This is a genomic window from Leclercia sp. UBA5958, assembly GCF_002430365.1.
Classification (GTDB): domain Bacteria; phylum Pseudomonadota; class Gammaproteobacteria; order Enterobacterales; family Enterobacteriaceae; genus Enterobacter; species Enterobacter pneumoniae.
Map to the genome: position 1 here is coordinate 138,852 of NZ_DJCE01000007.1, position 23,033 is coordinate 161,884.

At 54.6% G+C, this 23,033-nt stretch carries 21 protein-coding genes; 16 read left to right on the forward strand and 5 right to left on the reverse strand.

Translation table 11 applies throughout. The features are described from left to right. Positions 1 to 39 precede the first annotated feature (39 nt). The 9 genes from bolA (at position 40) to B2Q93_RS10140 (ending at position 10,367) form a co-directional block, all read left to right on the forward strand. Positions 40 to 357 carry a transcriptional regulator BolA gene (gene bolA, locus B2Q93_RS10100; protein ID WP_286932795.1) on the forward strand — a complete coding sequence of 106 codons (318 nt, stop codon included), beginning with the start codon at positions 40 to 42 and terminating at the stop codon, positions 355 to 357. A 329-nt stretch (positions 358 to 686) separates the two neighbouring features. Beyond that, on the forward strand, positions 687 to 1,985 hold the full coding sequence (tig, locus tag B2Q93_RS10105; protein ID WP_046884455.1) for a trigger factor: 1,299 nt from the start codon (positions 687 to 689) through the stop codon (positions 1,983 to 1,985). 259 nt (positions 1,986 to 2,244) lie between these two features. Further along, entirely contained in the window at positions 2,245 to 2,868 is a 624-nt protein-coding gene (clpP, locus tag B2Q93_RS10110; protein ID WP_003021624.1) for an ATP-dependent Clp endopeptidase proteolytic subunit ClpP, read from the forward strand. A 128-nt stretch (positions 2,869 to 2,996) separates the two neighbouring features. Continuing rightward, positions 2,997 to 4,271, forward strand: coding sequence for an ATP-dependent protease ATP-binding subunit ClpX (gene clpX, locus B2Q93_RS10115; RefSeq protein WP_040076904.1), 1,275 nt, complete (start codon positions 2,997 to 2,999; stop codon positions 4,269 to 4,271). A 184-nt stretch (positions 4,272 to 4,455) separates the two neighbouring features. Continuing rightward, positions 4,456 to 6,810: an endopeptidase La gene (lon, locus tag B2Q93_RS10120; protein ID WP_046884454.1), complete on the forward strand. Its 2,355-nt coding sequence runs from the start codon at positions 4,456 to 4,458 to the stop codon at positions 6,808 to 6,810. Between the two features lie 210 nt (positions 6,811 to 7,020). After that, positions 7,021 to 7,293 carry a nucleoid-associated protein HU-beta gene (hupB, locus tag B2Q93_RS10125; RefSeq protein WP_002444653.1) on the forward strand — a complete coding sequence of 91 codons (273 nt, stop codon included), beginning with the start codon at positions 7,021 to 7,023 and terminating at the stop codon, positions 7,291 to 7,293. A gap of 211 nt (positions 7,294 to 7,504) precedes the next feature. After that, positions 7,505 to 9,379, forward strand: coding sequence for a peptidylprolyl isomerase (gene ppiD, locus B2Q93_RS10130; protein WP_286932802.1), 1,875 nt, complete (start codon positions 7,505 to 7,507; stop codon positions 9,377 to 9,379). Positions 9,380 to 9,526: 147 nt separating this feature from the next. Next, positions 9,527 to 9,871, forward strand: a complete 345-nt coding sequence (locus B2Q93_RS10135) for a helix-hairpin-helix domain-containing protein (RefSeq protein ID WP_286932804.1) — start codon at positions 9,527 to 9,529, stop codon at positions 9,869 to 9,871. 97 nt (positions 9,872 to 9,968) lie between these two features. Further along, positions 9,969 to 10,367: a YbgC/FadM family acyl-CoA thioesterase gene (locus B2Q93_RS10140; protein WP_040076900.1), complete on the forward strand. Its 399-nt coding sequence runs from the start codon at positions 9,969 to 9,971 to the stop codon at positions 10,365 to 10,367. A gap of 46 nt (positions 10,368 to 10,413) precedes the next feature. On the opposite strand, the gene queC is transcribed toward B2Q93_RS10140, so the two are convergent. Together queC and B2Q93_RS10150 are read right to left on the reverse strand one after the other, a co-directional pair. After that, positions 10,414 to 11,109, reverse strand: coding sequence for a 7-cyano-7-deazaguanine synthase QueC (gene queC, locus B2Q93_RS10145; protein WP_046884451.1), 696 nt, complete (start codon positions 11,107 to 11,109; stop codon positions 10,414 to 10,416). A gap of 67 nt (positions 11,110 to 11,176) precedes the next feature. Next, positions 11,177 to 12,877, reverse strand: coding sequence for an SgrR family transcriptional regulator (locus B2Q93_RS10150; RefSeq protein ID WP_212477017.1), 1,701 nt, complete (start codon positions 12,875 to 12,877; stop codon positions 11,177 to 11,179). 102 nt (positions 12,878 to 12,979) lie between these two features. On the opposite strand from B2Q93_RS10150, the gene cof reads away from it, so the two are divergent. After that, entirely contained in the window at positions 12,980 to 13,798 is an 819-nt protein-coding gene (gene cof / locus B2Q93_RS10155; protein ID WP_263616385.1) for an HMP-PP phosphatase, read from the forward strand. Positions 13,799 to 13,838: 40 nt separating this feature from the next. Here the strand turns inward: cof and B2Q93_RS10160 are convergent, their stop codons facing one another. Then, positions 13,839 to 14,885: a PLP-dependent cysteine synthase family protein gene (locus B2Q93_RS10160; protein WP_040076895.1), complete on the reverse strand. Its 1,047-nt coding sequence runs from the start codon at positions 14,883 to 14,885 to the stop codon at positions 13,839 to 13,841. A 115-nt stretch (positions 14,886 to 15,000) separates the two neighbouring features. On the opposite strand from B2Q93_RS10160, the gene B2Q93_RS10165 reads away from it, so the two are divergent. The 5 genes from B2Q93_RS10165 to amtB all read left to right on the forward strand — a co-directional run bounded on the left by B2Q93_RS10165 (position 15,001) and on the right by amtB (position 20,959). Next, positions 15,001 to 15,459 carry an Lrp/AsnC family transcriptional regulator gene (locus B2Q93_RS10165; protein WP_040076894.1) on the forward strand — a complete coding sequence of 153 codons (459 nt, stop codon included), beginning with the start codon at positions 15,001 to 15,003 and terminating at the stop codon, positions 15,457 to 15,459. A 42-nt stretch (positions 15,460 to 15,501) separates the two neighbouring features. Continuing rightward, complete coding sequence (locus B2Q93_RS10170) at positions 15,502 to 17,274, forward strand: SmdA family multidrug ABC transporter permease/ATP-binding protein (RefSeq protein WP_286932808.1); 1,773 nt, start codon at positions 15,502 to 15,504, stop codon at positions 17,272 to 17,274. Further along, positions 17,267 to 19,045, forward strand: coding sequence for a SmdB family multidrug efflux ABC transporter permease/ATP-binding protein (locus B2Q93_RS10175; protein ID WP_207293112.1), 1,779 nt, complete (start codon positions 17,267 to 17,269; stop codon positions 19,043 to 19,045). Before B2Q93_RS10170 ends, B2Q93_RS10175 begins: the two co-directional genes overlap by 8 nt. Before the next feature lie 255 nt (positions 19,046 to 19,300). Continuing rightward, positions 19,301 to 19,639: a P-II family nitrogen regulator gene (gene glnK / locus B2Q93_RS10180; protein WP_040076890.1), complete on the forward strand. Its 339-nt coding sequence runs from the start codon at positions 19,301 to 19,303 to the stop codon at positions 19,637 to 19,639. Between the two features lie 33 nt (positions 19,640 to 19,672). Continuing rightward, positions 19,673 to 20,959: an ammonium transporter AmtB gene (gene amtB, locus B2Q93_RS10185; protein ID WP_207293113.1), complete on the forward strand. Its 1,287-nt coding sequence runs from the start codon at positions 19,673 to 19,675 to the stop codon at positions 20,957 to 20,959. Between the two features lie 62 nt (positions 20,960 to 21,021). Here the strand turns inward: amtB and tesB are convergent, their stop codons facing one another. Next, on the reverse strand, positions 21,022 to 21,882 hold the full coding sequence (gene tesB, locus B2Q93_RS10190) for an acyl-CoA thioesterase II (protein WP_286932809.1): 861 nt from the start codon (positions 21,880 to 21,882) through the stop codon (positions 21,022 to 21,024). Positions 21,883 to 22,089: 207 nt separating this feature from the next. On the opposite strand from tesB, the gene B2Q93_RS10195 reads away from it, so the two are divergent. Beyond that, entirely contained in the window at positions 22,090 to 22,659 is a 570-nt protein-coding gene (locus B2Q93_RS10195) for a YbaY family lipoprotein (protein ID WP_046884444.1), read from the forward strand. A 30-nt stretch (positions 22,660 to 22,689) separates the two neighbouring features. Here B2Q93_RS10195 and B2Q93_RS10200 read toward each other — a convergent pair whose 3' ends face one another. Continuing rightward, complete coding sequence (locus tag B2Q93_RS10200) at positions 22,690 to 23,001, reverse strand: MGMT family protein (protein WP_212477014.1); 312 nt, start codon at positions 22,999 to 23,001, stop codon at positions 22,690 to 22,692. Positions 23,002 to 23,033: the final 32 nt, after the last annotated feature.

Consider the following 23,033-nt stretch of genomic DNA (forward strand, 5'->3'; position numbering starts at 1 on the left):
GGATGGGTGACATCTCAGCGTTGTCGGAGGAGTAATTTCATGATGATACGTGAACAGATCGAAGATAAATTAAGGGCAGCGTTCGAACCCGTGTTCCTCGAAGTCGTCGACGAGAGCTATCGTCATAACGTACCGGCAGGCTCCGAAAGCCATTTCAAAGTGGTGCTGGTGAGCGATCGTTTTGCCGGTGAGCGGTTCCTTAATCGCCATCGTATGATCTACGGCACGTTGGCGGAGGAGCTTTCATCTACCGTACATGCGCTGGCGCTGCACACTTACACTATTAAGGAGTGGAAGGGCTTGCAGGATACCATCTTCGCGTCGCCACCGTGCCGTGGAGCCGGGACTATCGCGTAGTAAATCCCGTTTGCAACAGCGGGAGCTTTTCCAGTATGTTGCATAAAGATTACGTCAAAACGGCCTGCGGGCCGTTTTGTTTTGTCCGGGTTTTGAACCGGTGACGCGATTTTTAGGCGAAAAATAGCCAGAAATTGTGAAAAAAGCCGCAGCAACATGCGGCAACCGTTCTCGACTCACCTAAGTGATGCCGCTATAATGCCGCGTCTTAATGTATGTCTTCGGGATGATTCTGGCGACAGGGAATGTGAATCTGCACTAAGAGAGCATCCCGGCAAACTGACAGATTCAGAGTTGACCGAGCACTGTGATTTTTTTGAGGTAACAAGATGCAAGTTTCAGTTGAAACCACTCAAGGCCTTGGCCGCCGTGTAACGATTACTATCGCTGCTGACAGCATCGAAAACGCTGTTAAGAGCGAGCTGGTCAACGTCGCGAAAAAAGTCCGTATTGACGGCTTCCGTAAGGGCAAAGTCCCAATGAATGTTGTTGCTCAGCGTTATGGCGCTTCTGTACGTCAGGACGTGCTGGGCGAGCTGATGAGCCGTAACTTTATCGACGCCATCATCAAAGAAAAAATCAATCCAGCTGGCGCACCGAACTATGTTCCGGGCGAATACAAACTGGGCGAAGACTTCACCTACTCTGTAGAGTTCGAAGTTTACCCGGAAGTTGAGCTGAAAGGTCTGGAATCCATCGAAGTTGAAAAACCGGTTGTTGAAGTGACCGATACCGACGTTGACGGCATGCTGGACACCCTGCGTAAGCAGCAGGCAACCTGGAAAGACAAAGACGGCGCTGCTGATGCAGAAGACCGCGTCACCGTAGACTTCAGCGGTTCTGTCGACGGCGAAGAGTTCGAAGGCGGTAAAGCGTCTGACTTCGTACTGGCTATGGGCCAGGGTCGTATGATCCCAGGCTTTGAAGACGGTATCAAAGGCCACAAAGCTGGTGAAGAGTTCACCATCGACGTGACCTTCCCGGAAGAGTACCACGCTGAAAACCTGAAAGGTAAAGCAGCGAAATTCGCGATCAACCTGAAGAAAGTGGAAGAGCGTGAACTGCCAGAGCTGACTGAAGAGTTCATCAAACGTTTCGGCGTTGAAGATGGTTCCGTAGCGGGTCTGCGTGCTGAAGTGCGTAAAAACATGGAGCGCGAGCTGAAAGGCGCCGTGCGTAACCGCGTTAAGTCTCAGGCAATCGACGGTCTGGTTAAAGCGAACGAAATCGACATCCCTGCAGCCCTGATCGACAGCGAAATCGACGTTCTGCGTCGCCAGGCTGCTCAGCGTTTCGGTGGTAACGAGAAACAAGCGCTGGAACTGCCACGTGAACTGTTCGAAGAGCAAGCGAAACGTCGCGTTGTTGTTGGCCTGCTGCTGGGCGAAGTGATTCGTACCCACGAACTGAAAGCTGACGAAGAGCGCGTAAAAGGCCTGATCGAAGAGATGGCTTCCGCTTACGAAGATCCAGCTGAAGTGGTTGAGTTCTACGGCAAGAACAAAGAGCTGATGGACAACATGCGCAATGTTGCTCTGGAAGAGCAGGCTGTAGAAGCCGTTCTGGCAAAAGCTAAAGTGACTGAAAAAGCCACTTCTTTCAACGAACTGATGAACCAGCAGGCGTAATTCCGCCGCGTTTGTTTAAAGTTTGTACAAAAACCCGTTGCCTTCCGGCGGCGGGTTTTTTTTATCACACTAATAGCCCAGGAAGAGTGCTAAAACGCCCTTTCAGTGTTAGCGTAACAGCAAAAGATTGTTATGCTTGAAATAGGGCGATGCCACCCCCATTTGTGGGAAAGTAGTATTAAAGAGACTGGCTGATAATCCGTCCACAAGGTTACAATCAGTACAGCAGGTATTTTCATTTTTTATCCAGGAGACGGACATGTCATACAGTGGCGAACGAGATAACTTTGCACCCCACATGGCGTTGGTGCCAATGGTTATTGAACAGACATCGCGCGGTGAACGTTCATTTGATATCTATTCCCGTCTGCTGAAAGAACGCGTTATCTTCTTGACCGGCCAGGTGGAAGACCATATGGCTAACCTGATCGTAGCGCAGATGCTGTTTCTGGAAGCGGAAAACCCGGAAAAAGACATTTACCTGTATATTAATTCTCCAGGCGGTGTCATTACTGCTGGCATGTCCATCTATGACACCATGCAGTTCATCAAACCGGACGTTAGCACCATCTGTATGGGCCAGGCGGCATCAATGGGTGCTTTCCTGCTGACGGCTGGCGCTAAAGGCAAGCGCTTCTGCCTGCCGAACTCCCGCGTGATGATTCATCAGCCGCTGGGCGGCTACCAGGGTCAGGCGACGGATATTGAAATCCACGCCCGTGAAATCCTGAAAGTAAAAGGGCGCATGAATGAACTTATGGCGCACCACACGGGTCAATCTTTAGAGCAGATCGAGCGTGACACCGAGCGCGATCGCTTCCTCTCCGCATCAGAGGCAGTTGAGTACGGCTTAGTCGACTCCATTTTGACCCATCGTAATTGATGCCCACGGCGCGCGTGTGCCGCTATACTAAGGTAGGGCGGCATTTTGCTTCATTAGAAGCATGCGTCTCAGAATGGCATTTGCGTCGTCATGTGCGGCACAAAGAACTTAAAAAGAGGTTTTGACTCATGACAGATAAACGCAAAGATGGTTCGGGCAAACTGCTGTACTGCTCTTTTTGCGGCAAAAGCCAGCATGAAGTGCGCAAACTGATTGCCGGGCCGTCCGTGTATATCTGCGATGAATGTGTCGATTTATGTAACGACATCATTCGCGAAGAGATTAAAGAAGTTGCTCCGCATCGTGAACGCAGCGCGTTGCCGACACCGCATGAGATCCGTCATCACCTTGATGACTATGTCATCGGTCAGGAACAGGCCAAGAAAGTCCTGGCTGTGGCGGTGTATAACCACTACAAACGTCTCCGTAATGGCGACACCAGCAATGGTGTTGAGCTTGGTAAAAGTAACATTCTGCTGATTGGACCAACGGGTTCCGGTAAAACGTTGCTGGCAGAGACGCTGGCGCGCCTGCTGGATGTTCCGTTCACCATGGCGGACGCCACCACGCTGACCGAAGCCGGTTACGTGGGTGAAGACGTTGAAAATATCATTCAGAAACTGCTGCAGAAGTGCGATTACGACGTGCAGAAAGCCCAGCGCGGTATCGTTTATATCGATGAGATCGACAAAATCTCGCGTAAATCCGATAACCCGTCCATCACCCGCGATGTGTCCGGTGAAGGGGTTCAGCAGGCTCTGTTGAAACTGATTGAAGGTACCGTGGCTGCGGTTCCGCCGCAGGGTGGCCGTAAACATCCGCAGCAGGAGTTCCTGCAGGTTGATACCTCCAAGATCCTGTTCATCTGTGGTGGTGCGTTTGCCGGTCTGGACAAAGTGATCTCCCACCGTGTAGAAACTGGCTCGGGTATTGGTTTTGGCGCCACGGTGAAAGGAAAATCTGAAAAAGCGAACGAAGGTGAGCTGTTAGCGCAGGTTGAGCCAGAAGATCTGATCAAATTTGGTCTGATCCCTGAGTTCATTGGTCGTCTGCCGGTTGTGGCGACACTGAGCGAGCTGAGCGAAGACGCTCTGATTCAGATCCTGAAAGAGCCGAAAAACGCCCTGACGAAACAGTATCAGGCGTTGTTCAACCTTGAAGGTGTTGACCTGGAGTTCCGTGACGAAGCGCTGGATGCGATTGCCAAGAAAGCCATGGCCCGTAAAACCGGTGCCCGTGGTCTGCGTTCAATCGTTGAAGCCGCGCTGCTCGATACCATGTACGACCTTCCTTCTATGGAAGAGGTCGAGAAAGTGGTTATCGATGAGTCCGTGATTGCAGGCCAAACTAAGCCGCTGCTGATTTATGGCAAACCAGAAGCGCAGCAGGCTTCTGGCGAATAATTCACCAACTCATACAATCAGTTAATCAAAAAGGGGGGATTTTATCCCCCCTTTTATTTTTCCGTATTCATGACGTTGAATGTGTGGGAAACATCCCCATATACTGGTTTACATGTTAATGGTTGGGTGAAGCACAGTCACGCAGCCTGATTACCTGGCGGACACTAAACTAAGAGAGAGCTCTATGAATCCTGAGCGTTCTGAACGCATTGAAATCCCCGTATTGCCGCTGCGCGATGTGGTGGTTTATCCGCACATGGTCATACCCTTATTTGTAGGGCGGGAAAAATCTATCCGTTGCCTTGAAGCCGCCATGGATCATGATAAAAAAATCATGCTGGTTGCGCAGAAAGAAGCATCAACGGATGAGCCGGGTGTAAATGATCTTTTCACCGTCGGGACCGTGGCCTCTATTTTGCAGATGCTGAAGCTGCCTGACGGCACCGTCAAGGTGCTGGTCGAAGGCCTGCAGCGTGCGCGTATTACCACTTTGTCTGATGATGGCGAACACTTCTCTGCTAAGGCAGAGTATCTTGACTCACCGCAGCTTGACGAGCGTGAGCAGGAGGTGCTGGTACGCACCGCCATTAGCCAGTTCGAAGGCTATATCAAGCTGAACAAAAAAATCCCACCAGAAGTGCTGACGTCGCTGAACAGCATCGACGATCCTGCGCGTCTGGCGGATACCATCGCTGCGCACATGCCGCTGAAGCTGGCTGACAAACAGTCCGTGCTGGAGATGTCCGACGTTAATGAACGTCTGGAATATCTGATGGCGATGATGGAGTCCGAGATCGATCTGCTGCAGGTGGAAAAGCGTATTCGCAACCGCGTGAAAAAGCAGATGGAGAAATCTCAGCGTGAGTACTACCTGAATGAGCAGATGAAGGCTATTCAGAAAGAGCTTGGCGAGATGGACGACGCGCCGGACGAAAACGAAGCCCTGAAGCGTAAAATCGACGCCGCGAAAATGCCGAAAGAGGCAAAAGAGAAAGCGGAAGCCGAGCTGCAGAAGCTGAAAATGATGTCTCCAATGTCCGCCGAGGCCACTGTGGTGCGCGGCTACATTGAGTGGATGGTTCAGGTGCCATGGAATACCCGTAGCAAGGTCAAGAAAGATCTGCGCCAGGCGCAAGAAATCCTTGATACCGACCACTATGGCCTCGAACGTGTCAAAGATCGCATCCTTGAATATCTCGCGGTCCAGAGCCGTGTGAATAAAATCAAAGGGCCAATTCTCTGTCTGGTAGGGCCGCCGGGGGTGGGTAAAACCTCTCTGGGCCAGTCCATCGCCCAGGCAACCGGGCGCAAGTATGTGCGAATGGCGCTGGGTGGGGTACGTGATGAAGCGGAAATCCGCGGTCACCGTCGTACCTATATCGGCTCCATGCCAGGCAAACTGATTCAGAAGATGGCAAAAGTGGGGGTGAAAAACCCACTGTTCCTGCTTGATGAGATCGACAAAATGTCTTCGGACATGCGTGGCGATCCGGCGTCTGCTCTGCTGGAAGTGCTTGATCCAGAACAGAACGTGGCCTTCAGCGATCACTACCTGGAAGTGGACTACGACCTGAGCGATGTGATGTTCGTGGCGACCTCCAACTCCATGAACATCCCGGCACCGCTGCTGGATCGTATGGAAGTGATCCGTCTCTCTGGTTATACCGAAGATGAGAAGCTGAACATTGCCAAACGCCACCTGCTGCCGAAGCAGATTGAGCGCAACGCCCTGAAAAAAGGCGAACTGACGGTCGACGATAGCGCCATTATTGGCATCATTCGTTACTATACCCGTGAAGCGGGTGTCCGTAGCCTGGAGCGTGAAATCTCAAAACTGTGCCGTAAAGCGGTTAAACAACTGCTGCTGGATAAAACCGCGAAGCAGATTGAGATTAACGGTGAAAACCTGCATGAGTTTCTCGGCGTTCAGCGCTACGACTACGGTCGCGCGGATAGCGAAAACCGCGTGGGCCAGGTCACCGGTCTGGCGTGGACGGAAGTGGGCGGCGATCTGCTGACCATCGAAACCGCCTGCGTGCCTGGCAAAGGTAAGCTCACTTATACCGGTTCTCTGGGTGAAGTGATGCAGGAATCCATCCAGGCTGCGCTGACCGTGGTGCGCGCGCGCGCGGAAAAACTGGGTATTAATCCGGACTTCTACGAAAAACGCGATATCCACGTTCACGTACCGGAAGGGGCAACGCCGAAAGACGGTCCAAGCGCCGGTATCGCGATGTGTACCGCTCTGGTCTCCTGCCTGACCGGTAACCCGGTACGTGCTGATGTGGCCATGACCGGTGAGATCACTTTGCGTGGCCAGGTTCTGCCGATTGGTGGTTTGAAAGAAAAACTGCTGGCAGCCCACCGCGGTGGTATTAAAACTGTGCTTATTCCTTACGAGAACAAGCGCGATCTGGAAGAAATTCCAGATAACGTTATTGCCGATCTGGATATCCATCCGGTGAAACGCATTGAAGAGGTTCTGACATTAGCACTGCAGAATGAGCCCTCCGGAATGCAGGTTGTAACGGCAAAATAGTGACCTCGCGCAAAGAGCGTCAATAAAAACAAGGCTGGTGAGCCATTTCGGGCTTGCCAGCCTTTTTTTGTATAGCTAATTTAGATTGCTGATTAGGTCAGCCATCAACAACGGGTGTTGTAAGGTTATGGCAGGCCTGATATAACTGCTGCGCGGTCGCGTTGTGAAGGATTCAGGCGCGATATAAATTATAAAGAGAGGAAGAGAAGAGTGAATAAATCTCAACTGATTGACAAAATTGCTGCGGGTGCCGATATCTCTAAAGCTGCGGCTGGACGTGCGTTAGATGCTCTGATTGCTTCTGTTACCGAATCTCTGCAGGCCGGAGACGACGTAGCGCTGGTAGGCTTTGGTACTTTTGCTGTTAAAGAGCGTGCTGCCCGTACTGGCCGCAACCCTCAGACCGGCAAAGAAATCACCATCGCTGCCGCTAAAGTTCCAGGTTTCCGTGCAGGTAAAGCGCTGAAAGACGCAGTAAACTGATTGCTTTTTTGCTTCAGGGAAGTCGACATCTCCAAGGGCGCATCATTTGATGTGCCTTTTTTGTTTGTCCAGGACTGTTTTCTGCGAGTTTCTGCGAGTTGTGGGCTGACAATCGCCCTGTTTTCTTGTCACAATACATTTTTACGCGCTGCGGTCAGGATTTCCGCCAGCGTCAGGTCACCAGTCACCTACAGCGGAGTGTGGTCACACCATGATGGACAACTTACGCACGGCTGCTAACAGTCTCGTGCTCAAGATTATTTTCGGTATCATTATTTTGTCGTTCATTTTGACCGGCGTAAGCGGATATCTGATTGGCGGTAGCGCAAACTATGCCGCAAAAGTGAATGACCAGGAAATTAGCCGTGGGCAGTTTGAGAACGCTTTTGCCAATGAACGTAACCGTATGCAGCAGCAACTGGGCGATCAGTTCTCTGAACTGGCAGCAAACGAAGGTTATATGAAAACGCTGCGTGAGCAGACGCTGAACCGTCTTATCGACGAAGCGTTGCTTGACCAGTACGCCCACAATCTCGGCCTGGGTATCAGCGATGATCAAGTGAAAAAAGTCATTTTCACAACCCCTGCTTTCCAGACCGACGGCAAATTTGATAACACCCGCTACAACGCCATTATTGGCCAGATGGGCATGTCAGCCGACCAATACGCACAAGCGCTGCGCAATCAGCTGACGACGCAGCAGCTGATCAACGCCATCGTGGGTAGCGATTTCATGCTGAAGGGCGAAACCGACGAGCTGGCGGCACTTGTTGCACAACAGCGAATTGTTCGCGAAGCCACTTTCGACGTTAACGCTCTGGCCGCGAAGCAAAAGGTGAGCGAGCAGGAAGTTAACGCTTACTACGAGCAGAACAAAAATAACTTCACCGCACCTGAGCAGTTCCGCATCAGCTACATTAAGCTGGACGCCGCGGCGATGCAGGAAAATGCGTCGGATGCCGATATTCAGTCTTACTACGATCAGCATCAGGATCAGTTCACTCAGCCTCAGCGTAACCGTTACAGCGTAATCCAGACTAAAACGGAAGCAGATGCGAAAGCCGTGCTGGACGAACTGAACAAAGGCGCAAACTTTGCCACCATTGCCAAAGAAAAATCTACCGATATCATCTCTGCGAAAAACGGCGGCGATATGGGCTGGCTGGAAGAGGCTACCACCCCAGAAGAGCTGAAAAACGCCGGTCTGAAAGAGAAAGGCCAACTTTCAGGGGTGATCAAATCTTCTGTAGGCTTTCTGGTTGCCCGCCTGGACGACGTTGAGCCTGCTAAAACGAAACCGCTGACCGAAGTGCGTGATGATATCGCCGCCAAAGTGAAGCAAGAAAAAGCGCTGGATGCCTTCTACGCGCTGCAGCAGAAAGTGAGCGATGCCGCAAGCAACGATAACGAGTCGCTGGCGGGCGCGGAGCAGGCTGCCGGTGCCAAAGCGGTGACCACGGGCTGGTTTGGTCGTAACAATCTGCCAGAAGAGCTGAACTTCAAACCTGTATCAGACGCTATCTTCAACGGTGGCCTGGTGGGTGAGAACGGCACGCCGGGCAGCAACTCCGACATCATCACCGTTGACGGCGATCGTGCCTTCGTTTTACGCGTGGCTGAGCATAAACCAGAGGCGATTAAACCGCTGGCGGAAGTGAAAGATCAGATCACGGCAATAGTTCAGCACAACAAAGCAGAGCAGCAGGCCAAACTGGATGCTGAGAAACTGCTGGTTGAGCTGAAAGCAGGGAAAGGCGACGAGGCGCTGAAGGCGGCTGGTCTGAGCTTCGGTGAAGCCAAAACCCTGAGCCGTACCGGTCAGGATCCTGTTAGCCAGGCAGCCTTTGCGCTGAGCCAGCCGGCGAAAGATAAACCGAGCTTTGGTATTGCAAGCGATATGCAGGGCAACGTGGTTATTCTGGCTCTGGATGAAGTGAAGTCTGGCACCCTGCCGGAAGCGCAGAAAAAGGCGATGGTTCAGGGGATCACCCAGAACAATGCCCAGATCACTTTCGAAGCGCTGATGAGCAATCTGCGCAAAGAAGCCAAAATTAAGCTGGGCGATGTCATAACTCAGCAGCAATAATTTCAGCGTTGTTCGCAAATTTACGCAACGCATTGCAACTCTCAAAGGCCGCTTTCGCGGCCTTTTCCATTTCTGCCATCTGCTGTTTGTTCGTTTGTTAGCGTCCGGCTATCGTGGCCTGGCTGTTAACAAACAAGGAGAAACAGTATGAAACGTGGAATCAAAGCTCTCTGTATTGCCCTGGCTTTCGCCGGTCTATCCACTAGCGTCTCTCTGCAGGCGGCCCCCGTCGCCTCACCGCAGAGTAAGACTGCACCAGCCGCAGCGGCCCCGGCAAAAGCGACGGAGAGTGCAGATGGACAAGTCAGTATCAATAGCGCCCCGGCTGAAGAGCTGGCCCGGATTCTCAATGGCGTTGGTCTGAAGAAGGCGCAGGCGATTGTAAGCTACCGGGAAGAGTACGGCCCCTTCAAAACCGTCGATGACCTGAAGCAGGTACCCGGCATGGGAAGCGCGCTGGTTGAGCGTAATATGGCGAACCTAAAACTCTGAGTTTTTTCTTGCACGGTGGCAAAAGTTTGCCAGGATAAAGAGGTCATACCAGTTATGACCTCTGATCCTATAAATAGACAATAAAGGCTATTGCGCTATGCAGACTCAAATCAAAGTACGTGGTTTTCATCTGGACGTTTATCAGCACGTTAATAACGCCCGCTATCTCGAATTTCTGGAAGAGGCGCGGTGGGATGGGCTGGAAAACAGCGAAAGCTTTCAGTGGCTAACGGCGCACAACATCGCCTTTGTGGTGGTGAATATTAACATCAATTATCGCCGCCCGGCCGTACTGGGCGATCTACTTACCGTAACCAGTCAGGTGCAGCAACTCAACGGCAAAAGCGGAGTCCTGAGCCAGGTCGTGACGCTGGAGCCCGAAGGGCAAAACGTAGCGGATGCGCTGATCACTTTCGTCTGTATCGATTTGAAGACACAAAAAGCGCTGCCGCTGGAAGGGGAGTTGCGGGAAAAACTGGAAAAGCTGATCAAATAAAGTGGAAACCTGCCGGGTGAAGGATTTTCACCCGGCGAGTCCGGAACTACTGCAGCCCGGTTTTCGCTTTCAGCGAAGCCATCACGCCGGCTTTGTTCGCCAGGTACTGATTCAGGCCGTTTGCCCGGAGGTTACAGGCCGCACACTGGCCACAGCCATCTCCCTTAATGCCGTTATAGCAGGTGAGGGTTTCATTGCGCACCATCTCCAGCTTGCCCCAGTGGTCTGCCAGCGCCCAGGTTTCGGCTTTGTCGAGCCACATAAGCGGCGTTTCAAAGCGGATCTCTTTCGCCATGCCCAGGCTCACCGCATGGTTGAGGGCCTTAACAAATTCATCGCGGCAGTCGGGGTAGCCAGAAAAATCGGTTTCACACACGCCGGTAATCACCGCTTCGGCCTGAACCTGATAAGCATAAATCGCGGTCAGGGTCAGAAAGAGAATATTACGCCCCGGGACGAAGGTATTGGGAATGCCACTGGCATCGGGTTCATAGTCTGGCACCGGGATGCTATCGCGCGTGAGGCTACTGACCGCCAGTTCGTTCAGCAAAGTGACGTCCAGCACCTTGTGCGCACGTGCGCCAAGCTTGATGGCCAGTTCACGGGCGACATCGATTTCAGCGCGGTGGCGTTGACCATAATCGAAGGTGACGCAGTGAACTTCATCATATTGCTGTAGCGCCTGAACCAGGCAGGTAGTGGAATCTTGTCCTCCGCTAAAGACGACGACGGCACGTTTCATATCTCTTCCCAACGTTAACGGTGTAAAACGCAATGGTAACGCGGGCAGGCAGCGGCGACCAGCTTCTTCACGTTCCCGGTGCCGGCAGCCAGGCTTCGGTAAATTCAAACCAGCCGCGCGGGTTGAGTCGAATACCGTTTACGCCCGGCGGCGCGCTTACCTGATAGTGATAATTGAAGAGAGGCGTCAGCACGGCGCTCTCCATCAGACCCGCGAAAACCGCTTTTAGCGCTGAGTCGCGAGCGCTGGCGGCGGGCTGCGCCTGTACTGCATCCAGCGTAGCCAGAAGATGGGAATATTGGGCCGGACTCAGTAATTGTGGCCACAGCACATCGCAGCGTAGCCACTGCTCAAGCGTGTACTCTGGTGCCTCGCCAATAAGCCTGTCGCCCATCATGATGTCGGCCTGGGGCAGTACGCCGCAGCCATCCCAGGTTTTGGCATCGTGAAAGATAATGTGCAACTGACAACCCTGCTGTGCCAGATAGAGCCTGAGCTGCTCTGCCATAGTGTGTAACTCCACGGGCAGATGGTAGGCGAGGGTCAGCGTTTCTGGTAATGCCGTTTGTTGCGCGTCGGGCCACTCGGGAATGGCCCAGCCCGGCAAGAGCTCGTTTGCCGGTGTAATCAAATTTTCTTCCAGCGGTAACGTATGCAAAAGCGCGGTGTGATGAATGATTTGAATAAGACGACGGGCCTGCAGTTCGCTCAGCCGCGAACTCTGGCGCAGGGTCAGATAACAAAATCCCAGGCTAATGCTGTTGCTCACCAGCCGCAGGCTGGCAAGTTCATCGGGTTCGCCAATCGCGATCTGTACGGGGTGGCGACAGCTGGTGCCCAGATCCTGCTCAAAGAGTTGCGGGGTAATCCAGTACTCGATCGCTTTCAGCAGAGGGTGGCTAAGATGGTACTGCTCATGGCTTTCGATTCGCACCAGCTCAGGCCCGAAGATCGCCAGTCGAAACGGACCGCAGCCGATGAGCGGCATGCTGGGGTGGGCCAGCCGACTGCAGTAGCTCGCCAGCCGATGCGCCAGCCAGTAATCGGGTTGATGCAGAATAAAAGTCAGGCATTGAGGATGGGTGACCTCAATGCGCGATACGCTGTTAAACAGCTTACGTAGCGCGGGCAGGGCAAGCAGCAGCGCCAGGCGGTTTTGCAGTTGCGCGGTCTCGACCTTATCGCCGTTATGCCAGTGCAGGGTTGAGCGGATGTAAAAATGCCAGCGCAGGCCATCCGGGGCGATCTCCCAGTGGTGTGCCAGATCGCCAACCGGCTCGCTGCTCGTGTCGTCAAACCGGGTGATACCGGAAAAGATCTGTCCCACCAGGTGCTGCTCTGCACGCCCCGGTAAAAAGCCGGGCTGCAGCGGCTCCAGTGGGCGGTAGTAAGGGATACGCAGCGTTGGGGTATCGTTCTGCCACTGACCGCCCATAAAGGGCTGCAGCAGTGTGTGTAGATCCTGCGGCGCCAGCTGCGCCAATTCCAGAGCCGTCTGTTGATGACCACGTTGAAGCGCCTCTTCCATCATCGCGTTGCGTAACGCGTCGGGGGTAACATGGAAGAGCAGATCGCCGCGTTTACCGCGCCCTGGCCGTGCCGTCCAGCTCAACCAGCCCGCCTCCTGCGCCTGTCGCAATAGCGTACGCACATGCCGTTCACTGCAAAAACAGCGGCCGGCCAGCTCAGCCACGCTCACTTGCTGCGGCGCCCCGGCTGAAGGCTGCCAGAGCCGTTGATACTGATTAAGACGGTTAAGAAGGCGCATAGAAAACCCGGAACAATATTATTTAACTATTCAGTATTACTTCCGTATATCTCAGGTGATACTGATCCACAAGTTAAACGCATCACACTTTCGGGAGTACGCATGGCTCGCCTGGCTGCATTCGATATGGACGGTACGCTATTAATGCCGGATCACCGTTTAGGTGAAAAAACCCTGAGCGCACTTAAGCGCCTGCGTGAGCGTGATATTACTCTTACGTTTGCCACAGGCCGCCACGCGCTGGAGATGCGCCATCTGATGGGTAAACTTTCGCTGGATGCGTTTCTGATCACCGGCAACGGGACGCGTATTCACTCGCTGGAAGGGGAGGAACTCCACCGTCAGGATCTTGATCCGCAGGTGGCGGATATCGTTCTGCATAGCACCTGGGATACCCAGGCCAGTATTCACGTCTTTAATGATGATGGCTGGTTTACCAACAGGGAAATCCCCGAACTGCTGCACGCTCATGCTTACAGCGGTTTTCATTATCAGCTAACTGACCTGCGTCGTCTTCCCGCCTATGCCGTGACAAAGATCTGTTTCTGTGGCGATCATGAGGATCTGTGTCGGTTGCGCATTCAGTTAAACGAGGCGTTGGGCGAGAGGGCGCATCTCACCTTCTCGGCAGAATATTGTCTCGAGGTGCTGCCGGTGGGATGTAATAAAGGCTCTGCCCTGGCGGTGCTGAGCGATCACCTGGGCCTTACCCTGCAGGAGTGTATGGCGTTTGGCGATGCCATGAATGACCGCGAGATGCTGGGCAGCGTTGGTCGCGGATTGATTATGGGCAATGCGATGCCGCAGCTGATTGCTGAGCTTTCGCACCTCCCGATTATTGGACACTGCCGCAACGAAGCCGTGTCCCACTATTTAACCCATTGGCTGGACACACCAAATCTTCCTTATTCCCCCGAATAGTGAGACCCTCCCAGCAAGCCAGACGTCCGTCTGGCTTTTTTTATTTCACGAGCCGGGCTATCTCTTGCTGCCAGGCTGAAATATCGCCAATGTTCGCGGCAACCCACTCCGCATTATAATAGGTGTCGAGATAGCGCTCGCCGCTGTCACACAGCAGAGTCACTATGGAACCGGTCTGGCCCGCGTCGCGCATCCGGGCTGCCAGCTGTAACGCGCCCCACATGTTGGTGCCGGTTGAGGCACCGACCTTACGCCCCAGCTGAGATTCCAGCCAATGGGCAGTGGCTACGCTGGCGGCGTCCGGCACGCGCAGCATCTCGTCTACCACATCGGGAATAAAGGAAGGCTCGACGCGCGGGCGGCCAATCCCTTCGATTTTACTGCCCACCGGGCTGCGCAGGCTGCTATCCCGGCTCTGCCAGTAATCAAGGAACACGGAGTTTTGCGGGTCCACCACCATCAGGCGGGTGTCGTAGCCCTGGCAGCGAATATAGCGACCAATCGTTGCCGAGGTACCGCCGGTACCGGCGCTCATCACGATGTGGGTCGGCACCGGGTTCGGCTCGCACTGCATCTGGCGGAATATACTGTCGGCAATGTTGTTATTACCGCGCCAGTCGGTGGCACGTTCAGCATAAGTGAACTGATCCATATAATGGCCGTGCAGCTCGTGGGCCAGCATCTCTGAGGCCGCATAGATTTCACAGGCGCTCTCAACAAAGTGGCAGCGGCCGCCATAAAATTCGATCTGTTCAATTTTACGCTTTGCGGTACAGGCGGGCATCACGGCGATAAACGGCAGGCCCAGCAGGCGGGCAAAATACGCCTCTGACACGGCGGTAGATCCCGACGAGGACTCAATAATGGGAGTCCCCTCTTTTATCCAGCCGTTACACAAGCCATATAAAAACAGCGAGCGGGCGAGGCGATGCTTCAGGCTGCCGGTCGGATGAGTGCTTTCATCTTTCAGGTAGAGCTGAATTCCGGCAAACCCCGGCAGCGGAAGGCGAATGAGATGGGTATCTGCCGAGCGCTGATAGTCGGCGTTGATTTCGCTGATGGCATGTTTAACCCAGGTGCTATTCATCGTAATTATCCGTTTGTCATTTTGTGCCCAGCATAGCGAAAAGCACAGAAAAAATTGTTGCTATCAGGCCTTTAAAATAGAATGTAAGGAGAAAAATTTTCTCTATGGGGGCGCTATGCTAGATAAAATTGACCGTAAGCTACTCTCATTACTGCAAAGTGACTGCACCCTCTCTTTGCAGGCGCTGGCGGATGCCGTTAATCTGACCACCACGCCCTGCTGGAAGCGCCTTAAACGCCTGGAAGATGAGGGCATTTTGCTGGGCCGCGTAGCGCTGCTTGATCCCGAAAAACTGGGGCTTGGTTTAACCGCCTTTGTGCTGATAAAAACGCAGCACCACAGTAGCGACTGGTATTGCCGGTTCGTGAGCGAGGTGACCGGCATGCCGGAAGTGCTCGGTTTCTGGCGCATGGCGGGGGAGTACGACTACCTGATGCGCGTTCAGGTGGCGGACATGAAACGGTATGATGACTTTTACAAACGGCTGGTCAACAGCGTGCCTGGCCTGTCGGATGTCACCTCCAGCTTCGCCATGGAACAGATTAAATACACCACAGCGTTACCCATTGAATAACCTCCCGGCCTGGCCGGAACAAGACCTTCAGGAAAAGACCGCGTGCGATTATTTGCTCAGTTAAGCTGGTATTTTCGTCGGGAGTGGCAACGCTACCTCGGCGCAGTTGCCCTGCTTATTATCATTGCCATTCTGCAACTTATTCCGCCTAAGGTGGTGGGGTACGTGGTGGATGGCGTTACGGAACAGCATTACACCACCGCACGGGTGTTGATGTGGATCGGCACGCTGGTGCTGACGGCGGTGGTGGTCTATCTGCTGCGCTATGTCTGGCGTGTCCTGTTATTCGGCGCGTCCTACCAATTAGCAGTGGAACTGCGTGAAGATTTTTATCGTCAGCTTAGCCGTCAGCATCCGGAATTCTATCTGCGTCACCGCACCGGGGATCTGATTGCCCGGGCCACTAACGATGTAGACCGCGTGGTATTTGCCGCCGGAGAAGGGGTCTTAACCCTGGTTGACTCGCTGGTGATGGGATGCGCGGTGTTGATAGTGATGTCGACCCAGATCAGCTGGCAGTTAACGCTGCTGGCCCTGTTGCCGATGCCCGTCATGGCGCTGGCGATCAAACGTTATGGCGATCAACTACATGAGCGCTTTAAGCTGGCGCAGGCAGCCTTCTCCTCGCTGAACGATCGCACCCAGGAGAGCCTGACCAGTATTCGAATGATTAAAGCCTTTGGCCTGGAAGACCGGCAATCGTCGCTCTTCGCTGCCGATGCTGCCGATACGGGCGCAAAAAATATGCGGGTAGCCCGCATCGATGCCCGGTTTGATCCCACTATCTATATCGCTATCGGCATGGCGAACATGCTGGCGATTGGTGGCGGAAGCTGGATGGTGGTTCAGGGCTCGTTAACGCTCGGTCAGCTCACCAGCTTTGCCATGTATCTTGGCCTGATGATCTGGCCGATGCTGGCGCTGGCATGGATGTTCAACATTGTTGAGCGCGGTAGCGCGGCCTATAGCCGTATTCGCGACATGCTCGCCGAGGCCCCGGTGGTAAATGACGGGAGCGAGCCGGTGCCGGAAGGGCGTGGCGAGCTGAAGGTCGCCATCCGTTCGTTCAGCTATCCGCACGCCGAACGGGTCTCCCTTGAGAATGTTCATTTCGCCCTGCGTCCTGGACAGATGCTGGGGATTTGCGGCCCGACCGGCGCAGGCAAGAGTACCCTGCTATCGTTGATTCAGCGCCATTTTGATATCGACCAGGGGGATATTCGTTTTCACGACATTCCCCTGACCCGCCTGCAGCTGGATAGCTGGCGCAGCCGGCTGGCCGTGGTGAGCCAGACGCCGTTCCTCTTCTCCGATACGGTTGCCAGCAATATCGCGCTTGGCTGCCCTGAGGCCACCCAGCAGGAGATTGAACATGTCGCCCGTCTGGCGAGCGTGCATGAGGATATTTTACGTCTGCCGCAGGGCTATGAAACCGAGGTGGGCGAGCGGGGCGTGATGCTCTCTGGCGGCCAAAAACAGCGCATTTCGATTGCCCGTGCCCTGTTGTTAAATGTTGAAATCCTGATTCTGGATGATGCGCTATCGGCCGTAGATGGGCGTACCGAGCATCAGATCCTGCATAACCTGCGTCAGTGGGGCGAAGGCCGCACGGTGATCATCAGCGCCCATCGCCTGTCAGCCCTGACAGAAGCGAGTGAGATCCTGGTGATGCAGCATGGGCATATTGCCCAGCGCGGGCAGCACGAGCTGTTGTCAGAACAACCTGGATGGTATCGCGATATGTATCGCTATCAACAGCTAGAAGCCGCGCTGGATGATGCGCCGGAAGTGAATGAGGAGGCCAGCGATGCGTAGTTTTGGACAGTTGTGGCCTATCCTGAAGCGGCTGCTGGCCTACGGCTCGCCGTGGCGAAAACCGCTGTCGCTGGCGGTGGTGATGCTGTGGATCGCCGCGATCGCTGAAGTGAGCGGGCCACTGCTTATCAGCTATTTTATCGACAACATGGTGGCCAAAAGTTACCTGCCGCTGGGCCTGGTGGCCGGGCTGGGGGTGGCTTACGTCGGCCTGCAGTTGTTGGCTGCCGGTTTGCACTATGCCCAGTCGCTGCTCTTTAACCAGGCCGCTGTGGGCGTGGTCCAGCAACTGCGTACCGACGTCATGGATGCTGCGCTGCGCCAGCCGTTGAGCGAGTTTGATACCCAGCCGGTGGGGCAGATTATCTCTCGCGTAACCAATGATACGGAAGTGATCCGCGATCTCTACGTCACCGTGGTCTCCACGGTGCTGCGCAGCGCGGCGCTGATTGGGGCAATGCTGGTGGCGATGTTCAGCCTTGAATGGCGCATGGCGCTGGTGGCGATCGCGATCTTCCCTGCCGTCTTTATTGTCATGATGATCTACCAGCGTTACAGCACGCCTATCGTCCGTCGTGTGCGTGCCTACCTGGCAGACATTAACGACGGCTTTAACGAAGTCATTAATGGTATGAGTGTGATCCAGCAGTTCCGCCAGCAGGCGCGCTTTGGTGAGCGGATGGGGGAAGCGAGCCGTTCACATTATATGGCGCGCATGCAGACCCTGCGGCTGGATGGCTTCCTGCTGCGCCCGTTGCTAAGCCTCTTTTCGGCCCTGATCCTCTGTGGCTTGCTCCTGCAATTTGGTCTGGGGGCCAACGGCACTATTCAGGTGGGGGTTCTCTACGCCTTCATTAGCTATCTTGGGCGTTTAAACGAACCGCTAATCGAACTCACCACGCAGCAATCAATGCTGCAACAGGCGGTTGTCGCGGGCGAGCGGGTCTTTGAACTGATGGACAGGCCGCGTCAGATGTACGGCCAGGACACCCGGGAGCTGCAAAGCGGCGATATCGCCATTGATAATCTCTCTTTTGCGTATCGCGACGATCGTCTGGTATTGCAGGACATCACTCTTCACGTTCCGTCCCGCAGCTTTGTGGCGCTGGTGGGCCATACCGGGAGCGGTAAAAGTACCTTAGCCAGCCTGCTGATGGGCTACTATCCGCTGACGCAGGGGGAGATCCGTCTTGATGGTCGTCCGCTGGCGACTCTGAGCCACAGCACGCTGCGCAAAGGGGTGGCGATGGTGCAACAAGATCCGGTGGTGCTGGCAGATACCTTCTTCGCCAACGTTACGCTGGGGCGTGATTACAGCGAAGAGCAGGTGTGGGCCGTGCTGGAGCAGGTGCAACTGGCTGAACTGGCGCGGGGCTTACATGACGGCATCCATACGCGGCTGGGAGAGCAGGGCAATAATTTGTCGGTGGGCCAAAAACAGCTGTTGGCGCTGGCGCGGGTGTTGATTGAGACGCCGCAGGTGCTGATCCTTGATGAAGCCACCGCAAGTATCGACTCCGGCACCGAGCAGGCCATCCAGCAGGCCCTGGCGGCGGTTCGTGAACAGACCACGCTGGTGGTGATCGCTCACCGACTCTCCACCATCGTTGAAGCCGATACCATTCTGGTGCTGCACCGCGGACAGGCCGTAGAGCGGGGTACGCACCGGCAACTGCTTGAGGCGAAAGGCCGTTACTGGCAGATGTATCAGCTGCAGCTGGCGGGCGAGGAGCTGGAGGCCAGCACTCGCGAGGAGTCGCTCAGCGCCTGATGCACCAAAAACAGGCAATGCACTAACAGGTAAAACTGCTGGTGCAAAAATGAAACGCACCCTGCACTGTCATGGTGCGTTTTTTTTCGCGCCACTCACTCTCCCGCCTCGTTACGCCTTACCCTTAGCCAATCTCTCCTGATTACGCGGCGTCGGACAGCAAATTTTCCTCTTTTAAGAATTCTGGCACAGCGCTTGCAATATCTCTTACGTGTTAGCTGAAGCCACTACCGAATTCTGACTGGAGGGGGATTTATGAAGCTGGTTACCGTGGTAATCAAACCGTTCAAACTCGAAGACGTTCGCGAAGCGCTGTCTTCCATTGGTATTCAGGGGCTGACTGTCACCGAAGTGAAAGGCTTTGGTCGTCAGAAAGGCCATGCAGAGCTCTACCGCGGGGCGGAATACAGCGTCAACTTCCTGCCAAAGGTAAAAATTGATGTGGCGATTGCCGACGATCAGCTGGAAGAGGTGATAGATATCATCAGCAAAGCGGCCTACACCGGCAAAATTGGCGACGGCAAAATTTTCGTTGCCGAACTGCAACGCGTCATTCGTATTCGTACGGGCGAAGCCGACGAAGCAGCGCTGTAAAACACCGGGCACACAGTGATAGGGATCAAGATAATGAAGAAAACAACTCTTAACGCGGCTCTGGGATCGTTGGCGTTGTTGCCGGGCCTGGCAATGGCTGCGCCGGCGGTCGCCGACAAAGCGGATAACGCTTTTATGATGATTTGCACCGCACTGGTGCTGTTCATGACTATTCCCGGGATTGCGCTGTTCTACGGCGGCCTGATTCGCGGTAAAAACGTCCTCTCTATGCTCACTCAGGTTGCGGTAACTTTTGCGCTGGTCTGCGTGTTATGGGTGGTATACGGCTACTCGCTGGCGTTTGGCGAGGGTAACGCCTTCTTTGGCAGCTTCAACTGGGCGATGCTGAAAAATATCGAACTGACCGCGGTAATGGGCAGCTTCTATCAGTATATCCACGTAGCATTCCAGGGCTCTTTCGCCTGCATCACCGTCGGGTTGATTGTGGGGGCGCTGGCGGAACGTATTCGTTTCTCTGCGGTGCTCATTTTTGTGGTGGTCTGGCTGACGCTCTCTTATGTGCCCGTGGCGCATATGGTTTGGGGTGGTGGTCTGCTGGCTTCTCACGGCGCGCTGGACTTTGCCGGCGGGACTGTGGTGCACATCAATGCCGCCGTTGCGGGTCTGGTTGGGGCGTACCTGATTGGCAAACGCGTTGGTTTTGGCAAAGAAGCCTTTAAACCGCACAACCTGCCGATGGTCTTCACCGGCACCGCAATCCTCTATTTCGGCTGGTTTGGCTTTAACGCCGGTTCAGCAAGCTCAGCAAACGAAATCGCGGCGCTGGCTTTCGTCAACACCGTGGTCGCGACCGCGGGTGCGATTCTCTCCTGGGTATTTGGTGAGTGGGCCGTACGAGGCAAACCCTCTCTGCTGGGCGCCTGTTCCGGTGCCATTGCGGGTCTGGTCGGTATCACCCCCGCCTGTGGTTTCGTTGGCGTCGGCGGCGCGCTGATCATTGGTATCGTCGCGGGTCTGGCGGGTCTGTGGGGCGTAACGGCACTGAAACGTATTCTGCGTGTGGATGACCCTTGCGATGTGTTCGGCGTGCACGGCGTTTGCGGTATCGTCGGCTGCATCATGACCGGTATCTTCGCAGCCACCTCGCTCGGCGGCGTCGGTTACGCAGAAGGTGTGACCATGACTCACCAGGTGCTGGTGCAGCTCGAGAGCATCGCGATTACGGTAGTGTGGTCTGGCGTGGTGGCCTTTATCGGTTACAAGCTGGCTGACATGACCGTGGGTCTGCGCGTACCGGAAGAGCAGGAGCGCGAAGGGCTGGACGTCAACAGCCACGGCGAGAATGCTTACAACGCATAGTCAATAACGAAACGGCAACCCTGGGTTGCCGTTTTGCTTTTATGAGCATCCCCCTGTCTGGGTTAGCCGCGGTTGCGTATGACCCCTTCCTGTACCGTCGATGCCACCAGCACGCCATCCTGCGTATAAAACTCACCCCGCACAAACCCACGCGCGCTGGATGCCGAGGTGCTCTCCACGTTATACAGCAGCCACTCGTTCATATTAAACGGACGGTGGAACCACATAGAGTGATCGATAGTGGCTACCTGCATTCCTTTTTCCAGGAAGCCTACTCCGTGCGGTTGCAGCGCAACAGGCAGGAAGTTGAAATCAGAGGCGTAACCCAGCAGGTATTGATGCACGCGAAAATCTTCCGGCACTGTACCGTTGGCACGGATCCACACCTGGCGCGCAGGCTCTGCGGTGTGACCTTTCATCGGGTTATGAAATTCCACCGGGCGGATCTCCAGCGGCTTATCGCAAAGAAACTTCTCTTTGACCTGCGGTGGCAACAGATGTGAAAGGTCGCGGGCGATTTCGGTTTCAGAACGGAGATCATCCGGTGCCGGGGCAGGGGGCATGGTTTTCTGATGCTCGTAGCCCGGCTCTGGTGCCTGGAAAGAGGCGGTCATATAAAAGATGGGTTTACCATTTTGCACCGCGGCAACGCGACGGGCACTAAAGCTGTTGCCGTCGCGCAGCACCTCGACGTCATAAACGATAGGTTTTTGACTGTCGCCCGGGCGTAAAAAGTAGCTGTGGAAGGAGTGGACCAGGCGTTCTGCGGGTACGGTCTCTTTAGCCGCATAGAGAGCCTGCCCCACAACCTGACCGCCAAAGACCTGGCGTAAACCCAGATCTTCGCTTTGCCCCCGAAAGAGTCCTTCCTCTATTTTTTCCAGGTTAAGTAATGTCAGCAGATTGTTTAGTGCCTGACTCATAATCGTCCTCAATAAATACGCCGTGGCGAAAGATAGCCAGAGTATAACGCAGAAATACAAGTGGTCCGATGGGTGCAATAGTCTGAATAACGAGGCGAATCCAGGCATAAATAAGTGATGTGTGCCACACTTACTCACGTTAACTTTGTTTAACCACTCTTCTGGCGGTATCGATCCCGCTGGTGCATTGAAGATAAGGAGAACTCAATGAAACTCGTGCACGCGTTAAGTGGTTTAGCGGTAGCGGTTGCTCTGACCGCCTGTGCAGACAAAAGTGCAGACATTCAGACGCCAGCGCCTAATCCAAATACCTCCGGCGTAGCGACACAGCCAACCATTCAGCAGCCATCAGTAACCGGTTCAGTCTGGATCCGTCAGAAAGTGGCGTTACCGCCTGACGCGGTATTGACCGTCACCCTGTCTGATGCCTCGCTGGCCGACTCCCCGTCAAAAGTTTTGGCACAGAAAGCAGTGCGTACCGAGGGCAAACAGGCGCCATTTAGCTTCGTTCTGCCTTTCAATCCGTCTGATGTGCAGCCCAACGCCCGGATTCTGTTAAGTGCAGCAATCACGGTCGACGATAAGCTGGTGTTTGTCACCGATACGGTGAAACCAGTAATCAACCAGGGCGGTACCAAAGCCGATCTGGTGCTGGTGCCTGTACAGCAAATGGCAGTACCGCTCCAGCAGAGCGGTGGCGCGACGACGACGGTGCCATCAACCTCGCCGACGCAGGTTACGCCATCTTCCGCAGTGCCTGCACCAACGCAGTACTAAGACCCTATCCCCTCCCGCCCGGGAGGGGATTTAGTAAATCCACCGGTAGTGCTGCAAATCAATTTCACCCTTTCCCGACACCTGTATCCCTTCTGCCAGCAGTGCCTGACGCTGGCGTTGTAAATCCGGGCCTGTGAGGGAAATTTGCCCGTGGCGGTTGACCACCCGATGCCAGGGCAGAGTGCTGCCTTCCGGGAGCCGTTTAAGCACGCCGCCGACCTGTCGTGCGGCACGTGGCGAACCCGCCAGACGTGCTACATCGCCATAGGTGGTAACCGTTCCCTCGGGGATGGAGGCGACAATTTGCCATACCCGCTGCGGGAATCCGTCGTGCTGTTCCATGAATACTCCTGCTGACTGAGCGAAATAACGGA

Excerpts from the sequence above, each read along its gene's own strand:
- B2Q93_RS10175 (WP_207293112.1), top strand. The coding sequence starts at position 17,267 with ATGCGTAGTTTTGGACAGTTGTGGCCTATCCTGAAGCGGCTGCTGGCC.
- glnK (WP_040076890.1), top strand. The coding sequence starts at position 19,301 with ATGAAGCTGGTTACCGTGGTAATCAAACCGTTCAAACTCGAAGACGTT.
- B2Q93_RS10150 (WP_212477017.1), bottom strand. The coding sequence starts at position 12,877 with ATGCGCCTTCTTAACCGTCTTAATCAGTATCAACGGCTCTGGCAGCCT.
- clpP (WP_003021624.1), top strand. The coding sequence starts at position 2,245 with ATGTCATACAGTGGCGAACGAGATAACTTTGCACCCCACATGGCGTTG.
- bolA (WP_286932795.1), top strand. The coding sequence starts at position 40 with ATGATGATACGTGAACAGATCGAAGATAAATTAAGGGCAGCGTTCGAA.
- B2Q93_RS10165 (WP_040076894.1), top strand. The coding sequence starts at position 15,001 with ATGCTAGATAAAATTGACCGTAAGCTACTCTCATTACTGCAAAGTGAC.
- B2Q93_RS10195 (WP_046884444.1), top strand. The coding sequence starts at position 22,090 with ATGAAACTCGTGCACGCGTTAAGTGGTTTAGCGGTAGCGGTTGCTCTG.
- lon (WP_046884454.1), top strand. The coding sequence starts at position 4,456 with ATGAATCCTGAGCGTTCTGAACGCATTGAAATCCCCGTATTGCCGCTG.
- B2Q93_RS10160 (WP_040076895.1), bottom strand. The coding sequence starts at position 14,885 with ATGAATAGCACCTGGGTTAAACATGCCATCAGCGAAATCAACGCCGAC.
- B2Q93_RS10140 (WP_040076900.1), top strand. The coding sequence starts at position 9,969 with ATGCAGACTCAAATCAAAGTACGTGGTTTTCATCTGGACGTTTATCAG.
- ppiD (WP_286932802.1), top strand. The coding sequence starts at position 7,505 with ATGATGGACAACTTACGCACGGCTGCTAACAGTCTCGTGCTCAAGATT.
- tesB (WP_286932809.1), bottom strand. The coding sequence starts at position 21,882 with ATGAGTCAGGCACTAAACAATCTGCTGACATTACTTAACCTGGAAAAA.
- queC (WP_046884451.1), bottom strand. The coding sequence starts at position 11,109 with ATGAAACGTGCCGTCGTCGTCTTTAGCGGAGGACAAGATTCCACTACC.
- cof (WP_263616385.1), top strand. The coding sequence starts at position 12,980 with ATGGCTCGCCTGGCTGCATTCGATATGGACGGTACGCTATTAATGCCG.
- amtB (WP_207293113.1), top strand. The coding sequence starts at position 19,673 with ATGAAGAAAACAACTCTTAACGCGGCTCTGGGATCGTTGGCGTTGTTG.
- clpX (WP_040076904.1), top strand. The coding sequence starts at position 2,997 with ATGACAGATAAACGCAAAGATGGTTCGGGCAAACTGCTGTACTGCTCT.
- B2Q93_RS10200 (WP_212477014.1), bottom strand. The coding sequence starts at position 23,001 with ATGGAACAGCACGACGGATTCCCGCAGCGGGTATGGCAAATTGTCGCC.
- B2Q93_RS10135 (WP_286932804.1), top strand. The coding sequence starts at position 9,527 with ATGAAACGTGGAATCAAAGCTCTCTGTATTGCCCTGGCTTTCGCCGGT.
- tig (WP_046884455.1), top strand. The coding sequence starts at position 687 with ATGCAAGTTTCAGTTGAAACCACTCAAGGCCTTGGCCGCCGTGTAACG.